21 protein-coding genes are annotated in these 16,506 nt (G+C 61.4%); 13 read left to right on the top strand and 8 right to left on the bottom strand.

All coding sequences use genetic code 11. The features are described 5' to 3' along the window. Window positions 1-21: 21 nt before the first annotated feature. A complete protein-coding gene (locus AC1RKJ_RS16545) occupies window positions 22-369 on the bottom strand; it encodes an ArsR/SmtB family transcription factor (protein WP_492792006.1) in 348 nt (115 codons plus the stop codon). A gap of 94 nt (window positions 370-463) precedes the next feature. After that, window positions 464-1,540 (bottom strand): flavodoxin family protein, encoded by a 1,077-nt coding sequence (locus tag AC1RKJ_RS16540; RefSeq protein ID WP_492792005.1) that lies wholly within the window; start codon window positions 1,538-1,540, stop codon window positions 464-466. 201 nt (window positions 1,541-1,741) lie between these two features. Here AC1RKJ_RS16540 and msrA point away from each other — a divergent pair, with 201 nt between their 5' ends. The 5 genes from msrA (at window position 1,742) to AC1RKJ_RS16515 (ending at window position 4,255) form a co-directional block, all read left to right on the top strand. Beyond that, window positions 1,742-2,452, top strand: a complete 711-nt coding sequence (msrA, locus tag AC1RKJ_RS16535) for a peptide-methionine (S)-S-oxide reductase MsrA (protein ID WP_492792004.1) — start codon at window positions 1,742-1,744, stop codon at window positions 2,450-2,452. 26 nt (window positions 2,453-2,478) lie between these two features. Continuing rightward, a complete protein-coding gene (gene msrB / locus AC1RKJ_RS16530) occupies window positions 2,479-2,898 on the top strand; it encodes a peptide-methionine (R)-S-oxide reductase MsrB (RefSeq protein WP_492792003.1) in 420 nt (139 codons plus the stop codon). 136 nt (window positions 2,899-3,034) lie between these two features. Further along, complete coding sequence (locus tag AC1RKJ_RS16525; RefSeq protein WP_492792002.1) at window positions 3,035-3,427, top strand: hypothetical protein; 393 nt, start codon at window positions 3,035-3,037, stop codon at window positions 3,425-3,427. Between the two features lie 97 nt (window positions 3,428-3,524). After that, window positions 3,525-3,689: a DUF3309 family protein gene (locus AC1RKJ_RS16520; protein ID WP_492792001.1), complete on the top strand. Its 165-nt coding sequence runs from the start codon at window positions 3,525-3,527 to the stop codon at window positions 3,687-3,689. 272 nt (window positions 3,690-3,961) lie between these two features. Then, on the top strand, window positions 3,962-4,255 hold the full coding sequence (locus tag AC1RKJ_RS16515; protein WP_492792000.1) for a hypothetical protein: 294 nt from the start codon (window positions 3,962-3,964) through the stop codon (window positions 4,253-4,255). 80 nt (window positions 4,256-4,335) lie between these two features. Here the strand turns inward: AC1RKJ_RS16515 and AC1RKJ_RS16510 are convergent, their stop codons facing one another. After that, window positions 4,336-4,875, bottom strand: coding sequence for a DUF4112 domain-containing protein (locus tag AC1RKJ_RS16510; RefSeq protein ID WP_492791999.1), 540 nt, complete (start codon window positions 4,873-4,875; stop codon window positions 4,336-4,338). 111 nt (window positions 4,876-4,986) lie between these two features. Between AC1RKJ_RS16510 and greA the strand changes: the two genes are divergently transcribed. Continuing rightward, window positions 4,987-5,451, top strand: a complete 465-nt coding sequence (greA, locus tag AC1RKJ_RS16505; RefSeq protein WP_492791998.1) for a transcription elongation factor GreA — start codon at window positions 4,987-4,989, stop codon at window positions 5,449-5,451. Window positions 5,452-5,492: 41 nt separating this feature from the next. On the opposite strand, the gene AC1RKJ_RS16500 is transcribed toward greA, so the two are convergent. From AC1RKJ_RS16500 to AC1RKJ_RS16490, 3 genes are all read right to left on the bottom strand, one after another. Then, the gene (locus AC1RKJ_RS16500) at window positions 5,493-5,828 is read right to left on the bottom strand and encodes a hypothetical protein (protein WP_492791997.1); all 336 of its coding nucleotides are present in this window, start codon (window positions 5,826-5,828) and stop codon (window positions 5,493-5,495) included. Window positions 5,829-6,459: 631 nt separating this feature from the next. Next, complete coding sequence (locus AC1RKJ_RS16495; RefSeq protein ID WP_492791996.1) at window positions 6,460-7,509, bottom strand: DUF3644 domain-containing protein; 1,050 nt, start codon at window positions 7,507-7,509, stop codon at window positions 6,460-6,462. A 204-nt stretch (window positions 7,510-7,713) separates the two neighbouring features. Next, the gene (locus AC1RKJ_RS16490; RefSeq protein WP_492791995.1) at window positions 7,714-8,007 is read right to left on the bottom strand and encodes a hypothetical protein; all 294 of its coding nucleotides are present in this window, start codon (window positions 8,005-8,007) and stop codon (window positions 7,714-7,716) included. 130 nt (window positions 8,008-8,137) lie between these two features. On the opposite strand from AC1RKJ_RS16490, the gene AC1RKJ_RS16485 reads away from it, so the two are divergent. From AC1RKJ_RS16485 to AC1RKJ_RS16465, 5 genes are all read left to right on the top strand, one after another. After that, on the top strand, window positions 8,138-8,449 hold the full coding sequence (locus tag AC1RKJ_RS16485) for a hypothetical protein (protein WP_492791994.1): 312 nt from the start codon (window positions 8,138-8,140) through the stop codon (window positions 8,447-8,449). A gap of 241 nt (window positions 8,450-8,690) precedes the next feature. Beyond that, window positions 8,691-8,915, top strand: a complete 225-nt coding sequence (locus AC1RKJ_RS16480; protein ID WP_492791993.1) for a hypothetical protein — start codon at window positions 8,691-8,693, stop codon at window positions 8,913-8,915. A 138-nt stretch (window positions 8,916-9,053) separates the two neighbouring features. After that, entirely contained in the window at window positions 9,054-11,252 is a 2,199-nt protein-coding gene (locus AC1RKJ_RS16475) for a TonB-dependent receptor (protein ID WP_492791992.1), read from the top strand. Continuing rightward, window positions 11,249-12,025: a DUF4198 domain-containing protein gene (locus AC1RKJ_RS16470; RefSeq protein WP_492791991.1), complete on the top strand. Its 777-nt coding sequence runs from the start codon at window positions 11,249-11,251 to the stop codon at window positions 12,023-12,025. Before AC1RKJ_RS16475 ends, AC1RKJ_RS16470 begins: the two co-directional genes overlap by 4 nt. Window positions 12,026-12,396: 371 nt before the next feature. Beyond that, window positions 12,397-12,636 (top strand): DUF2171 domain-containing protein, encoded by a 240-nt coding sequence (locus tag AC1RKJ_RS16465; RefSeq protein WP_492791990.1) that lies wholly within the window; start codon window positions 12,397-12,399, stop codon window positions 12,634-12,636. Window positions 12,637-12,676: 40 nt separating this feature from the next. Here the strand turns inward: AC1RKJ_RS16465 and AC1RKJ_RS16460 are convergent, their stop codons facing one another. Then, the gene (locus tag AC1RKJ_RS16460; RefSeq protein ID WP_492791989.1) at window positions 12,677-13,891 is read right to left on the bottom strand and encodes a GGDEF domain-containing protein; all 1,215 of its coding nucleotides are present in this window, start codon (window positions 13,889-13,891) and stop codon (window positions 12,677-12,679) included. Window positions 13,892-14,730: 839 nt separating this feature from the next. Here AC1RKJ_RS16460 and AC1RKJ_RS16455 point away from each other — a divergent pair. Continuing rightward, entirely contained in the window at window positions 14,731-15,075 is a 345-nt protein-coding gene (locus AC1RKJ_RS16455) for an ArsR/SmtB family transcription factor (protein WP_492791988.1), read from the top strand. Then, window positions 15,072-15,548 carry an SRPBCC family protein gene (locus AC1RKJ_RS16450; protein ID WP_492791987.1) on the top strand — a complete coding sequence of 159 codons (477 nt, stop codon included), beginning with the start codon at window positions 15,072-15,074 and terminating at the stop codon, window positions 15,546-15,548. Before AC1RKJ_RS16455 ends, AC1RKJ_RS16450 begins: the two co-directional genes overlap by 4 nt. Window positions 15,549-15,630: 82 nt before the next feature. On the opposite strand, the gene AC1RKJ_RS16445 is transcribed toward AC1RKJ_RS16450, so the two are convergent. Beyond that, entirely contained in the window at window positions 15,631-16,437 is an 807-nt protein-coding gene (locus AC1RKJ_RS16445) for a lytic murein transglycosylase (RefSeq protein ID WP_492792774.1), read from the bottom strand. Window positions 16,438-16,506: the final 69 nt, after the last annotated feature.

Here is a 16,506-nt window from a genome sequence, read left to right as displayed (position 1 = left end):
ACGCTTCATGCGTGGACTCCTTCAAGCGGACATCTTGGCGCGCTTGCGCACCGGCTTGCAGGCCACAGCCGGCGCGCAAATCTCGGCGTCGCCGCAGCAATTCTCGGTGAGATATCCGATCAGGCCGTTCATGGTGTCGAACTGCGCCGTGTAGATCATCGAGCGGCCGTCACGGCGGACGATCACGAGACCGGCTTCGCGCAGCCGGTCCAGATGGAATGTGAGCGCGGGCGGCGACAGGCCGAGTTCGGCAGCAACCTCCCCCGCCGGCATTCCCTCGGGGCCCACCTGCACTAGCAGCCGATAGGCATCCAGCCGGTTTTCCTGCGAGAGAGCGGCCAGCGCCGCAAGAATGTCAGGCTTTTTCATATTTCAATGATCATTAAAATATTGGCCAGGCGCAAGCATCATTTCAAGAAATATTGAAATATTTCAGAACCGCGTAAATTCCGGACTGGCTGGCTCATTTCGGATTGGGCTCGCGCAAATCGTCATCCGGCCGCTGATATTTGCCGGCGCGGGCGAGTTTGACGGCACTGGCCAGCGCGCGGGCGGCGTTGCGGGTTTCCTCCTGAAAATCCTCGTTGTCATCGAGCGCCTGATGCGACGTCGCGTAAGGCTCCATATAACCGATATAACCGTCATGTTCGGCGGTGCGGCTCGCGGACACCAGCGACATATCGGTGAGCCAGTCGCACAAGGACCGCCGCAACGTCTCCGCGCCGACGCTGTCGCCATGCACCACCACGCCGAAGTGGCGGCCGTCGAAATGCCTGGGATAATTCCAGCCTTTCATCTCGATGGCCTTCGCCTCGGCCGGCTTCTTGCCGTGCGTCGTCGTCGGATCGGGATTGCCGCCGTCGGCGCAAACCAGCCGGTCGATCATCGACTTGAGCCCGGTCGGCGCGTGATACCAGTTTACCGGTGTAATGATCATGATGCCGTGCGCCGCGACCCATAGCGGATAAATCTCGTTCATCCAGTCATCGGTCTGCCCCAGTGAATAGTTCGGATAGCAACTGCATGGCCAGTGGCACAGCGGCATCGCCGTCGAGACGCATGACTTGCAGGGATGAATGGTGCGGCCGAATTCGGAGGTCAGCCGCGACAGGTCGAGAATGTCCACGGCAAGCCCCTGCTCCTCAAACACCGGCTGCGCGAGCTTCAGCAAACGCCATGTCTTCGACATTTCGCCGGGACACGTGTTTTCGCTGCGCGACGAACCGTTGATGAGCAGGATGCGCGGGGTCTCATTGGGGTCGTCGTGGCGGCGCTGTGCGGCGTGGATCGCATCGCGCGCAGCGAGCCAGTCCAGCGAAAGATCGTAGTCAGGGTCGGCGAATTCCGGACCGGCCTTGCGGGTGCGCGGCGATTTACGGGAGTTGTCGTAGCCGTCCCATGCCGCGTCGACGATGACGGAGATTTCCCGCTCCAGAGGATCGAAGGCGGGATCGGCAAAGCGGGCGCGATAGCGCTTGGCGAACTCGTCCTTCGAGATTTGGGCCGACGGCATTCCCTTGCGGATCTCAATGTCGGCCATCGGCAAATCCTCAACAAAATTCGAGCGCGCTATGCTTCCTGCGGAGGTCCAACGCGGCTCAATCTGCGAGGTTCCTCCACGCCGGGACGCACGCCAGATCAGGCTCCGGGTTCACGTTTTTGTGTGGAATTTTCCCGTAACGGCGGGGTCTTATCCACGTATCTACCTCACAGGCGATACACGACGATTCCAGAGGATCTCATGCAACACACCAAATTTCGTCAGGCCGCCCTCGCCCTTGGCGCTGCCAGCATTCTGGCGCTGGGCTGGTTTACGATGCCGTCCCGGGCCGCCGAGGAAGCCTTCATCATTCCGCCACCGGCGTCGGACATCGCCCCCGCCGAAGGACTCAAGACCTTCGTCCTCGCGGGCGGCTGTTTCTGGGGCGTGCAAGGCGTCTATCAGCACACCAAAGGCGTGACCAAGGCGGTTTCCGGTTACGCCGGCGGAAAAGCATCGACCGCGAAATACGAGATGATCGGCAACGGCACCACGGGCCATGCCGAAGCCGTGCAGATCACCTACGATCCGAAGCAGGTTTCGCTCGGCAAGCTGCTGCAGATCTATTTCTCGGTGGTGCACGATCCGACCCAGATCAACCGTCAGGGACCGGACACAGGCACGCAGTACCGCTCCACGGTGTTCACGTCAGATCCGCAGGAGCGCAAGGTGGTGGAAAGCTATATCGCGCAGCTCAACGGCGCGAAGGTCTACAAGAAGACGATCGCCACCACCCTCGAGCCGTTGCAGGGCTTCTATCCGGCTGAAGATTATCATCAGGACTACCTGACGCTTCATCCGAACCAGCCCTATATAGTGTTCAACGATTTGCCGAAGATCGAGAACCTGAAGAAGATTTTCGCGGACAATTATCGCGACAAGCCGGTTCTCGTGCGTGAAGCCTCGAACTGACCGTGACCGCCTAAAGAGGAGCAACGATGAGCGACATCAAGACCAAGCCCGGCTCCGGCAAGGTTGAAAAGCCCGAGAGCGAGTGGCGCAAGGAGCTTACTCCGATGCAGTACGCCGTGCTGCGCGAGAAGGCGACCGAGCGGCCGTTCACCGGCGAGTACGACCACTCCTTCGATCCGGGCACCTATGTATGCGCCGGTTGCGGGAAGGCGTTGTTCGAATCGGACGCCAAGTTCGATTCGGGCTGCGGCTGGCCGGCCTTCTCGGCGCCCGCCGCAGACGGCGGCGTTGTCGAGGAGCGCGACGTGTCGCACGGCATGGTGCGTACGGAAGTTCTTTGCTCGACCTGCAACGGCCATCTCGGCCACGTGTTTCCGGACGGGCCCGGCCCGACGGGATTGCGCTACTGCATCAATTCCGCGGCATTGAAACTTTTGCCCAAGTAAACTCGCCTCTATTTCGCAAGAAAATTGAGTCCCGAGCGGCTTGCCAAAAGCCGCGCGGTGACTATTTCACGCTTCGCGCTCGAGCGCCCAACAACAAGAAACGCTCCAGACAACTTCCCTTTTCAGGAATGTGACGATGTCCACCAAGTCGCGCCAGACCGTTCTGGCACTCGGCCTTGCGGGTCTTCTCGTTGAGGCCATTGTTTCCCACCCCGCTTTCGCAGTCAGCAAGGTCATGCTGTTCAAGGTGGTCACCCCGCAAAACGAAATCGTCATCGGACTTTCCAAGGCCGAACTCGCGCAACTGGAATCCAAAACCCCCGACGCGGTGAGCAAGGCGCTGAAAGCCGCGGGCGCATTGCAGGTCTGGCAATATGCCGCCCGCCGCGGCGGCGGCGGCGAACTGGAAGAGGCGCCCGTTCGCAAGGTGACCGTCGCCGCCGATCCGGCGATCCACATCGAGTCCTATCCGACACCGCTCAAGATCATCCCGATCAGCGATGAAAGCATGATCGGTTCGGCAAGGTAGGCTTCCATTTAAGACTTCATCCGGAACCGAAGCGGCGCGAGGCGCTTGTCTTGCCGAAGGCGGCAGCGCTCACGCTGCCGGGCTGAGGAGAAGCACCATGTCGCTCGGACTGATACTCGTCATTATTCTCATTATTTTTCTGCTGGGAGGCTTCAGCGGCCGTTTCGGCGGTTACGGTTACGGTCTCGGCCACGGCGGAATGGGCATCGGCGGCACCATTCTCGTCATCCTGATCATTCTGCTTCTGCTCGGCAAAATCTGACAAAATCGGCGCCTGCGCCACGGCACGGCGGCCACGCAAATCCGCGATTGCGGAGGCGCCGGCCGCCGGAGCCGCTAGAGGCTTGAAATTCAAGCGCTTATTCGGCCCGGCCGCAGCGACCCATGTCATTCATCATGACACTTATGACGGGTCGCAATTGGCGAAAAAAGGCCTATATTAGAGTCTGTTCTGGAATGAATGACTTGAGGCCGCGCGGTTCTGCGCAAGCTTCGTGCGTTCCCGTCGAATCTCTTAGCGAAAAGGCCGAAATCATGGCTGCGTTCAACTACAACACCGAAGCCGAACTCTTTCCTGCGGCGATCCGCAAGAAGAAGCGCGCGGGCTTTGCGTACCGCCGGTTTCCGACCGCAGCCGAGGCCGTGCAATTCGCGATCGAGCAGCTTCCCGCCGACAGCCTGAACGGCGCCTACCTCCAGGTGGACGAGGCCCGCTTCGACCAGAGCGGCATCCGCACGCTGTACGAGAGCGAAGCGTTTCCGCTCGAGCGCAACCGGCCCGAGCCGGTCGTGGCTCCCGAGGACGAGAAGCAGACCGCTGCGGGCTGAATCCTGCGCTGATTCCCCGGCTCTCTCCACGTCGTCTCCCATCGCTGTTGTGAAGATCAAGCTGCGACAAGCTCCGCCGGTTACGCACGCGGCTGCTTGTCCATCCACTTCTTGAGGATGCGCATGTTGCGCACGTTGGCGCGGAACACGACGTCGAACGCGTCGCCTGCGAACGGCACCAGACCGACAACGCCGTCCAGCGCGACATTGCCCAGCATCCGCGCCACCACATGCTTCGGCGCGCCGAGCGCGCGCGCCTCGCGCACGATCCACAGTGATACCGCCGTGGTCAGAAGATCGCCGACCACCGGAACAAGGCCGATCAGGCCGTCGATGCCGTAACGGATATTGGTGCCGGGCAGCACGAACGCGACGTCGAGCAGTTTCGACAGCGCATCGATCCGCGCGAAACGCTGCTCGCGCGTGAGCGGCCCGAACGAAATGCCGCCAAGGCCGCCTGCGAGCGCACCCTGGAGGCCCTGAAAGTCGATGCCCGCGCCGGACGCGCCGAAACGTCCACCAAAATTCGGGCGCACCTCGTTGCCGTCCTGATCGATGATCGGCGGACGCCTCATACCGGGGCGGCGCGTGGTGCGGTCGAAGATGCTGTCGTCGGTCATATCCGCCTTTCCAGTCAGAACGCCACACATAGGAACGCATTCGTCCGGCGCAAGTTGCGTCAAACCGGCGCAACATCTCGTCAGAACACCCTCACACCCCATATGGAGCCCATGAGCAGAGCTTTTGTAAAGGAACAGGACGCGGACAGCGTCATCGATCTGCCGGAACGGCTGATCTCGGAACACCCGAACGACGTGACGGCCGAAGGCCTCGCGCTGATCGAGGCCGCGTTCGCGCGCGCGCAGAAGGCCCACGCCGAGGCGCTGGCGGCGGACGACCGCGACACCGTCGCGCGTGAATTGCGCGAGATGCGCTACTGGGACGCGCGCCGCGCGACCGCACATGTGGTCGCGCCCAACGAAGACACGTCGCAGGTCCGCTTCGGCCACACCGTCACGCTCGCGCGCGACGACGGCACCGAACAGACCTACCGCATTGTCGGCGAGGATGAGGCCGATCCGGCGAAAGGCACGCTGTCGCATGTCGCCCCGCTGGCGCGCGCGCTTTACGGCAAGAGCGTCGGCGACACCGTGCGCGTTGGCGCGCACGAGCTTGAGATCCTCAAGATCGCATAGCATCACGCCGCGATGCGCGCGCCGCGCGATGCCGCCCGTCCTCACAGCAATCCGAACCCTTCGAGATGCCACACGGCGGCGCGCCTCAGGCGCGCATTGGCGCGCGCGATCTCGGCGGGCGGCGCATCGAGGCGCGGAAAGCCGTCGAGCTGGCAGATCATATCCGGCCCCTGACAGCAACGCGCGCGGCGGCAGCGCTTGACAGGACAGTCCTGCCAGTTCTCGGACACGTCGGACACCAGGCGCATCGTGAACGCGATGCCCTCCTCCGACGCCAGTGTCTCCGGCGCTGCGCCGGATATCTTCAGATAGTCCGCGAGCGCGCCGTCGATCCTGTCCAGCGCTCTCCGCGTTGTCGCTTTCATCGTCTGCTTCATGCGCGCTTCCTTTCCCTTCAATGGTGTAAGGACCACGCGCGCGTCATCGCTTTCCCGCGCGACGCGCGGATGTCCGTTCACCGATGTTTTCAAACCGTGTGCCGCCTCTGGACAAAGAGAGGGGGAGGAGCGCCGAAAGACGCGCCTTGAGTTGAGTGCGCGGCCGGCATCGTGTCGCCACGAGAGGCCAGCCGCGAAACGCCTTTCAGCGCTCCGCCGCAGCGATTTCTGTCCTCGGGATCGTACTTCCGGGACAGGACGGACGCGGTGCGTCTTTATCCGGCGGGATTTCTCCGCCTTCATCCTGTCCGCGTCCAGCCGCGAACGGCAGAGCCCCATAGTGAGCCCGGACGATGACCCGAGGCCTCCCGAGTGCGGAGGAGGACGTCCCTCCCCGCGCGCGCAGGCGCCGCATCCCGCCCCGCGCTATCAAGCGTCCCTGGCAACGCCCCTCAAGTGAGGCGGGATGGCGTCAGGATGGATTAGGCGCCTAGGAATGTCAAGGATTATTTTCCTAAAAAAATACTTTGCGTATCTGGTGGTTGATTGTTGATCGCTAGGTCGACACGGAAGAAATCAGTCGATGTATCCGCTAGCACTCCTGCTAATGAAGCACCGATGACGCCGTGATCTAGTCCTTGCTCATATGGTGCCCGATACTGCCCTCGCAAACCGTGCATCCAGCCATATTGCTATCCTGCATATCGCCATTGCCAAACTCGCCGCACCACCCGCACGCATTTACTTCGTCGGAAACCGAGAGGCAGACCACACAGACGAATTTATCCTCGTATTCAGCAACCGAACGATAGCCATCGCACTCTGAGCAATTCGCGGGTATCGGAGCCTCAAAATAATTGTCGGGAGTAACTACAAACTGATTTATGCGATCAAAAATAGCCTCTTGATCATCTCCCGCCCCACATTTGCGACAAGCAAAATCCCCGCCCTCGCGCAGTGGACCAACTGTGCCGCAGTCGGAGCAATCATAGTCGAACCACTTGTCTCTATACCGGCAAACCAAACACTCCGATTCGAAAAGAGAACCCAAGACTGCGCTGGCGCGCGCAGCCTTAAACCTGCACGAGCCACAGCTGCGAAACTGTACGCCTTTTCTAATTTCCGTTTCTATCGAAGGCTTCAGATCGTCAAACCGAGCTTGCAAGAATTCTCGGTGTCCCGTCAGCCTTTTCTCAATCGATGAGAACTGCTTGCCGTGATTGGCAAAAATCGGGGCCCAATGTTCATTCAGCAACTTGTGAAGATCATACCACGCACGCAATTGCTCTCCGGCGATGGCTGCCATCTTTGGACCTGTAAGATCGTCGTCTTCGTGAAAAAAGTGGACCATCTTATTGCGGTGCTTGCGGATCGCATCAAAATTCTTGCGGGCTCCTTCAGGAACAGGGCTTTGAACAATATTTTGAAGTCTTGCGCAGGCGTCATCGAATGATACTGACTGAAAATCGCCTGTCTCGAATTTCTGACGGTCGGGTCCTTTGACGACAATCAAGGACCAGTGCTCGTGCAAAAGTCGCGCCTTTAAAAACAACTCTACAGCAGTATAAAAATTAACGATTGAATACTTTGGCCTTTCCTTGAAATCATCGATCGCACGATTCAAAAAATCTACTGCATTGTCCGTCAGACGAACCAGCCATTCCGCTTGTGTATTTGCCACGCTTTATTCCTTCGATCAACGAAGTCACAATCTCTAAAATTGTGTGCTTGAATTCTTCCCGTTTTCATCATCGTCAAACTCGCGAGCGGTTTGTCTTCTTCCGCCCATACCAACCCCGTCCAAGAATGTGCGCTCGCACTTCCTAGCCACACTCTGACCGAAAACATCGACGGCATAGTGCCAGACAATAGTCAGACTTACCCCTCACATCGCCACCTTAATCTCCATTCCCTCACCCACACCACTCGCCGCACCCTCGACCGCGTCCGGCTTTTGCCAGTCGCCTTCGTAAGAATAAATCTTTGGCCGCGCAGGGCTTTCCGGCTCCGCCTCGCGGATGCTGTAGCCCTGCTCAAGCACGCGCTCGGGCTTGCCGGTCGAATCCTGAATCAGCGCGTCCACCACAAGCCCGGCATCGTCGGCATAATGCCAGACGTCGTTCTGCGTCGGGAGCGAGCGGCTGATCTGTTCGTTTTCGACGAAAAGCGCATAGGGCATGGACCACTCCTGCGATCCGGTTTTCTGACATCGAACAACGCGGACGGAGCCTGCCGGTTCAACGGCTTAGCGGACGGAACTTTTCGCGGGCTGGCGGGTTGTCGTCCCGGTCATCGAAAGGATTTTTCTCATGAAACGCATTGCAATCGCTCTGGCGACAGTCGCCGCACTCGCGACAATCTCGGCCCCTGCGGAAGCACGCGGAGGCCGTAACGCTGCGATCGGTTTCGGCATTGCAGCCGGCGCACTCATTGCGGGTGCCGCCGCCGCCAACGCCAGTTCCTACAATTACTACGGCGGCCCCGCCTATTACGACGAACCGGCTTATGGCTATGCCGAGCCCAGCTACTACGGCGGCGGCTACTACCCCCAGCGCAGCTATCAGCGCAACCACAGCAACGACCAGAGCCCGGTGGATATGAATCCTTACAATCCCTGGTAACGGCCGATCGCTTTCATCAGGAAAACCCGGAGTTCGCTCCGGGTTTTTTTGCGTCTCGCATGTGATGCGCGGGCGCTTCGTTTCTCACGTGCGGCGCTGAGCCATCGCAAGCCGCGCGTGAGCGTCATTGATCGAGCGTCATGATGATGAGCGTGAGCAACGCACCGGGATGATTGTTCTGCTTGACTCCACAAGAACAAAACGCGAACATGCGCGTCACACTGAAATACGGATCATCGCCATGCTGAACAATCTCGCCTCCGGCCCGCAGCCGGAATCGGAGCGGCTCGACGCTGCTGCGGATCAAGCCATCGCGGCATGCGGCGGCGACCTGCGCAGCACCGTGCGCGCGCTGATCCTCGCCAATGAATTCCTGGAGTACGAGTTGTGCGAGATGTTCAAGGCCGTGACCAACACAGGCGCGCGCGGAAAAATCCCGGAAGATCGCGCCGACTGGTTCGATTGATGCGCTGCTGGCGAGTATGACGTTTGTCTTGTATCGTCATACTGCGCGATGTTAGTTTCCCCTGCCGGGTTCATTCGAGGTGCGGCGTGACCTGACACAACGGGTGACGCCACGTTTTCTGTCATGCGGGGGCATGTGTTGCGTTCTTTATCCGCTCGCCTTTCGGCGCCGGCGGCGGTTGCGTCACTGGCGTTGCTGCACGCGGCGGCGCATGCACAGACGGCCACCGCGCCTTTGTCTTCAAGTGCGCCCGAGGCGAATGCGCTTCCCGCCATTAATGTGATCTCTCCGCGCACGGCGCAGACACGGCGCGCGCGCCAGCCCCGCGTCGCGCAACGTGCGTTGTCTCAAGCCACGGCTGCGCCATCGTCCGACACCGGACGCGGCGATGTCTCTGCGTCCGCCTCGGCGCTTCCGGCGGCCACCACCGTCATCGACACGCGCCAGATCCAGCGGCTGCCTGTCGGCAGCTATGCCGATATTTTCCGCTCGCTGCCGGGCTTCAACGTGTCGAACTTCGGCCAGGGCGCGATCGGGCAAGGCATTTCGTTGCGCGGTTATACCGAGGCCGAGCACGGCCGCGACATCGCGTATTATATCGACGGCGTGCCGGTCAACGAGGTCTCGTCGCTGCATACGCCGAACTACGCCGACCTCAACATCCTGCTGCCGGAAACCGTGAAAAGCATCGAGGTGGTGCGCGGGCCGTTCTCGGTGGAATACGGCGATTCCAATCTCGGCGGCTCGGTCAACATCACCACGAAAGACTCCGAGCCGTTCGGCAGCGTCGGCCTGTCCGGCGGCACGCAGGGCACGGCGCGCGGTGTCGCCACCTTCAGCACCACGCAGGGCGCGTGGCTGCCGTATCTCGCGCTGGAAGGTTACCGCACCGACGGCTACCGCGATAACAGCTTCATCGAGCGCTATAATTCGTTCAACAAGATCACGACCACGCTCGACAACGGCGCGACGGTGTCGTTCCGCGCGCAGGCCTACGGCACGGACTTCGGCGCGCCGGGCTATGCCAGCCGCGACGACATTTTATCCGGCAAGCTGCCGGAGCGCGCGGCGACCAATGCGACCGACGGCGGCAACAAGCAGTTGCAGAACGTCGTGGTCAATTATGCGTCCGGCGCAAAAGATCAGGAACTCAAGGGCGCGCTGTTCGTCAGCCATGATTACTTCAACCGCTATGCCGACTTCGGCGGCGGCCAGCGCTGGCAGCACGACGACCGCACCATGGCCGGCGGCCGCATCAGCAAGGTCTGGAGCGGCGCGGTCGGCGACGGCATGCCGGTGCAGGTGCTGGTCGGCAGCAACTGGCGCACGGATATCATCAACGCCTTCCAGGCCGGGACGACAGCACGCGTTGTCACCGGCGCGCCGGTGATCGATGTCGGCGTGACCCAGCACAACATCGCGGCGTTCGGTCAGGTCCAGATCAAGCCGGTGTCGTGGCTGAAGCTGACCGCTGGCGGCCGCTTCGACCAGTTCATCTACGACATCAACGACCGGCTGACACCCGGCGGCACGCCGAACATTTCGCCCGGCATCGCCAGCCCCAAGCTCGGGATTGCGATCACGCCGGTGCGCTGGCTCGAGCTGTTCGCGAACTATGGACAAGGCTTCCGCAGCATCGACGTGCCGCTGGAGCTGATCGGCAATCCCGGCATCCAGCCGTTCAGGATCGTCAGCACGGAAGGCGGCGTGCAGTTCACGTTCGACCGGTTCAAATTTCTTGCCGATTACTGGACGACGGATTCGCAGAACGAATCCTTCCAGCCGGCGCCGGGGCTTCCGGTCACGTTCCTCGGCAAGGCGCGGCGCGACGGCTTCGATCTCGACGGGCGGTTCTTCGTGATCAAGGACCCGGCGAACAGCGTCGCGGTGTTCGCGAACTACAGCGGCGTGCGCGCGCAACTGCTCGATGCCGCGCCGTCCTACTTCGTGCCCAACGTGCCGGATTATATCGCCAATGTCGGCATCGATTTCGATGTCGCCCATCGCAACGCGGAGCGCTTCTCCGGCAGCGCCTATGTCACGTTCGTCGGCAAGAAAAACCTGACGCAAGACGGAGCGATCACCACGTCGCCGTATGCGCGCGTGACCGGCAAGCTCGCCTACACATGGAGCGACGGCTGGAGCGCGTTCACGCAGGCCACATGGTATCCCGGCAATCGCCTGAGCGAGATCGCGATCAATTTCGGCAATCCGACCGGGGCCACCTCCGCGGATATTTTCGTCAGCGCGCAGCCGGTATTGACCGTGCTCGGCGGCGTGACCTACCGCTTTCCGACCGCGGTGGCGTCGGCCGCCTCTTCAATGGTGACCAAATGAACCGTGGATTGTCTCGCGCGGCGTTCGCGCTTCTCATCGCGGCGACGCTCCCCTCTGCCGCACTCGCTCATGACATGTGGCTGAGCTTCGCGGGCGACGCGCAGCAGCGCCGGGTTGTGGTCAATTATGGGCATCCCGACGACCGGCCGCCCACTATGCCCGACAAGATTCTCGATCTCGATGCCGTCACCTCCGGCGGCAGGTCATCATTACTCGCCGGCATCACGGCCACGCAGGAGAGCGGCTTTGGCGTCGCCACCACGCGCCCGTTCGCGGACGACGGCCGTAGCCTGTTCGCAGCCCGCTACGACAACGGTCTCTGGGTGCGGCAGCAGGACGGCACAATCCGCAACGCCACGCGGCGTCTTGTGCCCGATGCAGTGGAAACGCTGTGGTCCGCGAAATTCGCCAAGGCCGTGAGCGGCCCCGGTTCGCCATGGCAGACCGTTCTGGGCCACGAACTTGAACTCGTGCCGCTGTCCGATCCCGCCGCGGCCAAAGCCGGCGACACACTCAGGCTGCGGGTCTATTTTCGCGGACAGCCGCTGCCCGGCGCGGCCGTTGAACGCGGCGACGGAGTCACCGCCATTCCAGAAAAAGATATTCCGCGTTTTATTGCCGACGCCGATGGCGTGGCGTCCGTTCCCATTGTGAAGACCGGGGCGCATCTGCTGGTGGCCGATCACAAGGTGACCCCCTCGGCGTCGCCGGATCAGGCCAATACCGATCTCTATAACGCAACGCTCTGGTTCTCGAACGCTGGATCGAGATAGGCCGTAACGGCACCGCGATCAGCCTGCCATCCAACAAAAATCGCCGGATCTTACGATCCGGCGATGGTCTCGTGTCTGAAGAAAAAGCGAGGTCCGCGCGCTACTTCTTGCCGCCCTTGCTCTGCTGATAGCTGGAGCCGGCGCCCTTCGGCGCGTTCTTGTCGGCCTTCGGTTTCTTGGCTTCCTTGCTGCCCTTGTCCTTGCCTTTTGCCATCGCGTCCCTCCTGTTGCCGGTGCGTATTACCTGCGCGACGCTAGCACTTCTGTTGGCCCGGCGGTGATCTATCTGGCGGATCAGCCCAATAAGCCGCGCCCCGGTCTGAACGCTTTGGCCATCCGCGCGTTAACGGGTGTCACGAAAGGAGACCCAGATGAGCGCAAACGCAATCAAAGAACACATGGAAGTCATCGGGGCGGACGGCGTGCATGTCGGCACCGTCGATCGCATGGAGGGCGGCCGGATCAAGCTGACCAAAGCGGACAGCGGAGTGGGCCGGCACAAGGGCCACCATCACTATATCGAGCAGGGACTGGTTGCCGGCGTGGAAGGCGACAAGGTCAGGCTGTCGGCCAATGCCGATGTCGCCGTGACATTCGAGGAAGAGAAATAATCCATATTCGAGGGAGGGACGGCGCACTGCCGTCCAGCTCTCAGGCCGTCTTGCGCATCACCGGCTCGGCTTCCAGCGGGGTCGCGTCGAACACCGCATAGCCGTTCTTGCCGTCCTTCTTGGCCATGTAGAGTGCCCGGTCGGCAGCGGCGATCAGCCGGTCCGAATTCAGGCCGATTTCGGATCGCCACTGCGCGACGCCAATCGAGGCGGTCAGCGCCAGCGGCGCGCCGTTCCACTGCACAGTCTCGCTCTGGCAGGCTTCCAGCACATGGCGCGCGACCATCGCACCTTCGCGCAACGTCGTCGACGGCAGCACCACGCAGAATTCGTCGCCGCCCATGCGAGCGAGCAGATCGCCGGTGCGCAGCCGGCTTCCGGCCGCGCGGGTGAACAGCCGCAGGCACTCGTCGCCCGCGGCATGGCCGTGGCCGTCGTTGACTTCCTTGAAGCCGTCGAGATCGATCATCAGCAGCGCGAATGCATCGCCGGTCCGGCCGGAGCGGGCGCATTCCTCGTCGAGCCGGGCCAGCAACTGGCGGCGATTGGCGACGCCGGTGAGATCGTCGAACATCGCGAGATCCGCGACCTCGGCGCGCAGCCGGTCGATGGTCATCAGCAGGAAGCCGAAATTCCACATCATGGACAGGAAAACCAGCATCAGGATCAACATGGCCTGAAACTGGTTGAAATCGACCAGAGAGACATTGCCGCCGACGTGCAGCAGGCCCGCGACGGAACGCAGGGCATAGATGGCGATCATCAGGATCGCGATCATGCCGGCCAGAAATGCGCCGGGGTGCTTGTGCCTGTTCTGGCGCGACAGCAGCAGGGGCAGCGTCATGACGATCGGCAGCGACTGGCACACCGAGTAGATCAGGATGCGCATCGGCATGCTGTCATGCCAGACGAAATACGAGAGGCCGACAAAATTGACGCCGGCGATGATCGCCGTGGAGCGCCATGACACCGGCTTGCCGTAAAACTGCCTGATGCCCATCGCCGCAAGGCAGATCGCGAGAACCAGGATCGAGCCGCCGATCACCAGCGGAATGAGCATGAGCACCCGCGCCTCGGGATCGATGGCGCTGCGCGACATCGCGACGGCGGCGCCAAGCGCCGCGACAAACGCGCCGCCGGTCCAGAAACGGGCTGCTTCGAGGTTCGGATAGCTACGCGCGACGTAGGTCCAGATGACACCGATCGCGGTGAAATTGACGACGAAGACGATCCAGAGGGTCGGAACGCTTAGCATGGGTGAGTCCAGGGTGCGCGGTTGCCCGCGTCTTGTGCCCTGTCCCTGATATCGATCATTGTGCGATCCATCACCCGCTCCCGATCCCGTATGTTTCGGAATCTGCCTCCCCCCGAAGCCGGATGCATCCTTGCAGGGTCGCGATTAACGGAGTCTGACCCGCACCGGATAAACCGCGCTGTGGTTGTGAATTGATGAACGCCGCGAACGCGCATGGCGAAACGAAAGCCATTCACGCATCAAGGCGCGTGTCACGTGCGATCGCGAAAGTGAAACGAAAGAGCTTTGCGAGCTGTTAACCCTGACTGCGCGGCCGTCATCCACAGGAAAAAGGGGCGACGCTGTCACGAAGCCTGCACAATGTTGAAAAACAGGCGACAAATTTCAGCGAATCGGCTCGGATTGGAGTCGAGGCTGCGCGCTGGCCTATCGCCGAGCATGCCTCGTGACGTTGACGTCAACTCAAACCCCATGAGGGATGTTATGGCGAAGAAAGCCAAGAAGGCGAAGAAGGCGAAGAAGACCGTAAAGAAGGCCAAGAAGGCGAAGGCCAAGAAGTAGTTCTAAAGTTTGAAGTGGCTCGGGCGGAGCTGCTTCGCCCGAGCTGCCGGTTGAGCTTGCTCCCGGCCCGCACATTCCAGGCTCGTAGCCTAAGCTCCGTATTCAAGCCTCGCATTATTCCAGGTCTGGCATTTCAGCCCTCGCTTCTGTTCTCCGCGCAGCGTGTACGAACCTCAAATCACATTTGTCTGACCTTAGTTTCGCGACACGGCCCCTGCGACCGCACGCCGCAACACTTAGGCATTGACCTAACTTTCCGCGCGAATATAGTTAGCCACATGACTAACCAACAAACCCGCCTTAGCGACACGTTTCGCGCCCTCTCCGATCCGACCCGGCGCGCGGTGCTCGCAACCCTCAGCTCCGGGCCGGCCACGGTCAGCGACCTCGCGCAGCCGTTCGACATGGCGCTGCCGACGTTTCTTCAGCATCTCAAGGTGCTGGAGGAATGCGGCCTCGTCCGCTCGAAAAAGGTCGGGCGGGTGCGCACCTGCCACCTCAAACCGAAGCCACTCGAGGACGCCGAAGGCTGGATCGGCGCGCAGCGCACGCTCTGGACCAGAAGACTCGACCAGCTCGACGATTACCTCAGACAACTCAACGCCATGGAGAAACGAAAGTGACCGCGTACAAAATCGATCCCAAACTCGATCTCGTTCTTGAACGGACCATTGATGTACCCGTCGAACTGGTCTGGAAGGCATGGACCGAGCCGAAGCACCTGATGCAGTGGTTCACGCCCGCGCCGTGGAAAACGGTGGACTGCGAGATCGACCTGCGACCCGGTGGCATCTTTCGCACCGTGATGCGCTCACCCGAAGGGCAGGACATGAACAATATCGGCTGCTGTCTCGAAGTCGTGGATCACCGCAAGCTTGTCTTCACCGACGCGCTTCTGCCCGGCTTCCGGCCGCGCGACGACGGGTTCTTCACCGGCGTTGTCCTCATGGAGCCGGTCACGGGCGGCACGAAGTATACCGCATGTGCAATTCACAAGGACGAGGCCGGGAAGAAAACCCATGAGGACATGGGGTTTCACAACGGCTGGGGCACGGCGCTCGACCAGCTCGTCGCCTATGCCAAGACGAAGATGTGAAGCGAGCCAATTCGTCTCATCAAAAAGGGCGGCATCACTGCCGCCCTTTTCATTCCATGTTGCCTAAAACCCTGGCGAGCGATCACCGCTCCGCAAGACGATCGGCGAAATAGCCGATGGTCTTGCGATAGATGGTCGCCCTGTTCCATTCGCGCATGGCCTCGAAGTTCGCGGTGCCTTCGCCATACGGCTGGCCGCCCTTGAACCCCGCGGTCTTGAGAAGATTGGCGGTGGAAGCAAGCACGTCCGGCACGCTGTGGCGCAGATCGACATGGCCGTTGCCGTCGAAATCGACGCCGTACTTGATATAGGACGACGGCAGGAATTGCGTCTGGCCGAGTTCACCGGCAAACGCGCCGACCAGATCGCGCTGCGGAAGATCGCCGCGCTGGAGAATCTTCAGCGCCGCCAGCAGTTCGCCCTGAAACAGTTCGGTGCGGCGGCAATCATGCGCCATGGTCGTGAGCGTGCGGATCACCGGCATCTTGCCGATATCGCCCTTGCCGAAATCCGATTCCAGACCCCAGATCGCAACCACGATTTCCTTCGGCACGCCGAAGCGCTGCTCGATCCGCCCCAGCAGCGCCGCATGACGCTGCATCATCGCCTTGCCGGTGTTGATGCGCCCGGCGCCGACGCGGGTGGAGACGTACTGCTCGAAGGTCTTGTTGAAGGTGCCGCGCTGGCGGCGGTCGAACGACAGCACCGCGGGGTCCGGCGTCACGCCCGCGAAGGCCTGGCTGATCACGCCCTGCGAAATCCCCGCCGCCGCCGCCTCCTGCGACATGGCAGACACGAAGGTCTGGAAATCGCCGCCGCAACGCGCGGCAAACGACGGCGTGGCGGTGGCGAGAAGGAGCGTGGAGAGGACGGCCGCGAACACGCGCATGAAATATGGCTCCATTTGCATAATATCCTGCGATGATGACACGGGATTTGCGTTCGAACAATGACGGCG

It is taken from the genome of Afipia sp. GW822-FHT04G07, from assembly GCF_058800765.1.
Note: the sequence above shows the minus strand (reverse complement) of the source record. Positions and strands in the feature narration are given on the sequence as shown.